The sequence below is a fragment of the Komagataeibacter kakiaceti JCM 25156 genome, assembly GCF_000613305.1.
Map to the genome: position 1 here is coordinate 1 of NZ_BAIO01000235.1, position 3,562 is coordinate 3,562.

A 3,562-nucleotide genomic window follows, 5' to 3' on the forward strand; every position below is an offset into this window, starting at 1 on the left:
CTGCCGCGCCTGCCACAATACCGCCAGCCGGGCGCGCAGCCGGGCATCGCTGGCATAGATATACAGCCCCCTGACACCACGGGTCATGAGGACGTTGATGGAATTGAGGATAATCCGCTCCATCACGGCCGGGGGGTTGTCCACGCCATCGCGCCCGGTGAAGGCGGCCCGGTCCTCATACCGCGCGGGATCAATCACGATGCGGCCCGTGGCGGGGTCATAGGCTACGGATGGACCAAGGATGACACCGGCATAATTCAGGTCGAATCCCTGGATGGTATAGACCGATCCCACCTCATCAATCGTGTCCGGCCGTTCGGCCCATGGCAGCCGCGCCTGCGGCATGGCGCGATCCCAGCGCAGGTGAAAGCGCCCCTCCGTAATGAAATGGTCCTGCCCGTTCAGGGTATAGGGATAGTCATAGGTCGCCAGCATCCGGCACATGCCGTACTGCGCGTTTCGCCGCCTTATGGCTTCGTACATGGCCTGCGCGTCGTCATAAATACGGAAATCGAAGGATTGCGGGGCGGGTAGCGGGCGCAGTTCGCCATCACGCAGCGCACGTATCCACGCCATGACATCCGCATGGGCGTGCATGCGGAACTGGTGGTCCAGCCTGCGGGTCACGACCGGGTACCCCGCGACCAGCCGGGCCAGGGTCGCATCATCACATGCTCTTGAATTTCAGCACCTGGCGGGCATCGAACACGATCACGACCACATGGGCATGGCGGATGATCTCCGCCAGCTGGTTGTCCTGCCGGAAACGGTTATAGGGGTCGCTGCGGGTCAGCAGCAGATGCGCCTCATCCACCAGCACGATATCGGCGCGCCTGTCCGTGCCCGCCATCTGGTTGATGAAGGTTGTCGGGCGTTCAAAATCCTTCTTGCGCAGGCAGGGCTGGAACTGGGCGATGTTGCGATACAGCTTGATCATTTCCGGGTGATTGACCAGCACCCGGTTCTGGCTGCCATGCAGGGGATCATGCGGATCATCCCCGCGCGCCGCGTGCTGGATGGCGGTGAACAGCGTATTGAGCAGCAGGCTTTTGCCGGTGCCGGCATCACCTTCGATAATGAACAGGGCATGCCCGTCGGCCCGATGGGCGCGGCAGAACGCCAGCACCTCGTCCCTGAGCCGCGACTGCGCGGCTGTCAGCGCCATGGTGGGGGCAAGCCGGACCCGGGCGCTATCGGGGCTGGACTGGGTGGGATCGTGCATGTCTTTTTCCGTAAGCCTGTCCATAATGCGGGGCGGAACCGGGGGCAGATATGTAAAATACGCCCTGGCGCCGTGCATCCCTATCGGTTTTCGTGCGCTGCCATACGTTATAACACGATGGCGCGCATTTTGCGTTCCACCAAGGACAGGATTGCCCCACCATGACCGACAAACCCACCGCCGCCGCCCGCGAACACATGCACAAACTGGCTGACAAGGGACTGAAAGAGCCCAAGCTCCTGCAAAAGGAAGAAGTCATCGCCCTGGCCGTGCATGTGGCGGGCGAACATGGTCACGCCACCGGGCGTGAGCATGAGATTGCCAAAAAGGCCCAGCACAACCCCGAAGGTGTCACCGCCGCTGAAATCCAGACCCTGTGCGCCCATGTAAAGGGCGAACGCACGGCCCGCTGACCAGCAGGGCCACGGGACAGGGGGCAACCCCTGTTTCGGGCGGAAGAACGCGCCCCCGCCACCCGGGCGGGATTACGGGCGCGGTCCTACCACCGCATCTTGCTCCCCGTGCGTTCCAGCAGGCCGCCAATGAAGGCCAGCAGCATGACGCCGCCAAGAAACAGGCCCCATGCGGCCAGAAAGCCGACAAGTCCGGCCAGCCCCAGGCCGATGACATGCCAGGGCGCAAGGCTTACGCCCAGCAGGAAATGTCCCCCTGTTATGGTGGCCAGACTCCATATGCACGGCCAGAACCCCCGCATGTTCCCCTCCGTTTCCATTCGCGACGTGGCGTTGGCGGTCCCGGTGTCATAACGGACCGCGCGCCGCATGGACAGGGGCCGGGTGCGAGGTCTTTTTTACGTATGAGGAAACAGACTTATTCATGATACAGGACCGGACCGAAGGAAAAACAAGGGGTATTCCGGTCGGCATGACTGTCCGCACACGTTTCCCCATCTATTCCGTGCCCGAACGGGCGACCGACCTGCTGGTGCATGTGGTGGGGGTTGTCGGGCTGGGGTATGGCATGCTCTGGCTGCTCCATACGGCCATGCGGTCGCGCTCCGCGCTGGAAGCGGGGGTGACGGTGCTGTACTGCGGCGGGATCCTGGGCACGTGCCTGTCCTCGGCCGCTTATAATTTCTGCCCGCCTTCCCGGCTCAAGGGCGGATTGCAACGTATTGACCAGTCCGTCATTTTCGTGGCCATCGCCGCCACCTATACCCCCTTCATCCTTCTGGGGGGGCGGGGCGCGGCCAGCCTGTGGTTCTGCGGCCTGCTCTGGGCCATGGCGCTGGCCGGGATCGTGACCAAGATGTGCTTTTTCACATGGTCGCGCCAGTTCCACGTCGTGCCCTATCTGTGCGTGGCGTGGGTGTTCTTCCTCTGTCCCGATCCACGGGTCTGGATGCTGCCCTCCCCGGCCTTTTTCCTGCTGGTGCTGGGGCTGGTCTTCTACTGTATCGGGGTGGTGTTCTACATGCGCGAGAACATGCCCTTTTCCAACGCGCTATGGCACGTCATGGTGGTGCTGGGCGCGGGCACGCACATGGCGGCGGTGGGCAGCATGCTGCTGCATTACGGCCCCGGCCTGGCCGGCCGGGGTTGATTTACGTCAGCGCCCGATCTCGCGCAGCGGGCGTCCGGCCTCAAGATGCTGTTCGATCACTTCCAGCGGGACATTACGTGTCTCGGGCACCAGCAGCAGGGTAAACAGCAGGAAAAGGACATTCAGCGCGCTGAACCCGGCGAATGTCCAGCCCGCGCCAGCCACCGCCACGATGCTGAGGAACGTGTTGCTTACCCCCCAGTCCATGCCCCAGTTGGCCAGCGTGGAGCAGGCAACGCCAAAATCACGGCCCTCGATCGGCTGTATTTCCGAACACAGCGTCCAGACCAGCGGCCCCGCGCCGATGCCGAACCCCGCCACGAACACCAGCAGCGCCACCATAAGGAGGATGTGGCCCCCAGCCCCTGAAGGTGCATGCCCTCGATCACCGCCGCCACGGCCAGCGCGCCCGCCATGATGATGCAGCTTGCCGCCAGCAGCGGCCTGCGCCCCCAGCGGGAGACCATGTAAACGGCGACAACACCGATCACGGCGTTGATGACCCCCACCAGCACGGTCGCCCACGCGGCGGCGGAGGTGCCGAAATGCGCGCCTTCGAGAATCTTTGGCGCGTAATACAGGACACATTGATGCCGGTCAGCTGCTGCATGACCTGCAACCCGACACCCAGCGCGACGGAGCGGCGGAAATACGGCTTGCGGCGCAGCAGGGCGAACCCGCCAACAGGATGCCCCGCCCCCAGTTCGTGGCGGATATTGTCCAGTTCCCTGTCCGCCGCCTCTTCATCGCCGCGCAGGCTGCGCAGCACCCGCCGCG

At 63.8% G+C, this 3,562-nt stretch carries 4 protein-coding genes and 2 pseudogenes; 2 read left to right on the forward strand and 4 right to left on the reverse strand.

The window, feature by feature from the left end; genetic code table 11:
- A pseudogene (locus JCM25156_RS23740) lies at nucleotides 1-1,222 on the reverse strand (DUF2075 domain-containing protein); the annotation flags it as partial.
- Between the two features lie 161 nt (nucleotides 1,223-1,383).
- On the opposite strand from JCM25156_RS23740, the gene JCM25156_RS11340 reads away from it, so the two are divergent.
- A complete protein-coding gene (locus tag JCM25156_RS11340; protein ID WP_025813167.1) occupies nucleotides 1,384-1,635 on the forward strand; it encodes a hypothetical protein in 252 nt (83 codons plus the stop codon).
- Nucleotides 1,636-1,721: 86 nt separating this feature from the next.
- Here the strand turns inward: JCM25156_RS11340 and JCM25156_RS11345 are convergent, their stop codons facing one another.
- The gene (locus JCM25156_RS11345; protein ID WP_025813169.1) at nucleotides 1,722-2,006 is read right to left on the reverse strand and encodes a hypothetical protein; all 285 of its coding nucleotides are present in this window, start codon (nucleotides 2,004-2,006) and stop codon (nucleotides 1,722-1,724) included.
- 101 nt (nucleotides 2,007-2,107) lie between these two features.
- On the opposite strand from JCM25156_RS11345, the gene trhA reads away from it, so the two are divergent.
- Entirely contained in the window at nucleotides 2,108-2,785 is a 678-nt protein-coding gene (gene trhA / locus JCM25156_RS11350; RefSeq protein WP_025813170.1) for a PAQR family membrane homeostasis protein TrhA, read from the forward strand.
- A gap of 6 nt (nucleotides 2,786-2,791) precedes the next feature.
- Here trhA and JCM25156_RS32120 read toward each other — a convergent pair whose 3' ends face one another.
- A complete protein-coding gene (locus tag JCM25156_RS32120; RefSeq protein WP_025813171.1) occupies nucleotides 2,792-3,127 on the reverse strand; it encodes an MFS transporter in 336 nt (111 codons plus the stop codon).
- 107 nt (nucleotides 3,128-3,234) lie between these two features.
- Nucleotides 3,235-3,554: pseudogene (locus tag JCM25156_RS31100) on the reverse strand (MFS transporter); the annotation flags it as partial.
- Between the last annotated feature and the right edge of the window lie 8 nt (nucleotides 3,555-3,562).

Coding starts and splice junctions, on each gene's coding strand:
- JCM25156_RS11340 (WP_025813167.1), top strand. CDS start 1,384: ATGACCGACAAACCCACCGCCGCCGCCCGCGAACACATGCACAAACTG.
- JCM25156_RS11345 (WP_025813169.1), bottom strand. CDS start 2,006: ATGCGGCGCGCGGTCCGTTATGACACCGGGACCGCCAACGCCACGTCG.
- trhA (WP_025813170.1), top strand. CDS start 2,108: ATGACTGTCCGCACACGTTTCCCCATCTATTCCGTGCCCGAACGGGCG.
- JCM25156_RS32120 (WP_025813171.1), bottom strand. CDS start 3,127: ATGGTGGCGCTGCTGGTGTTCGTGGCGGGGTTCGGCATCGGCGCGGGG.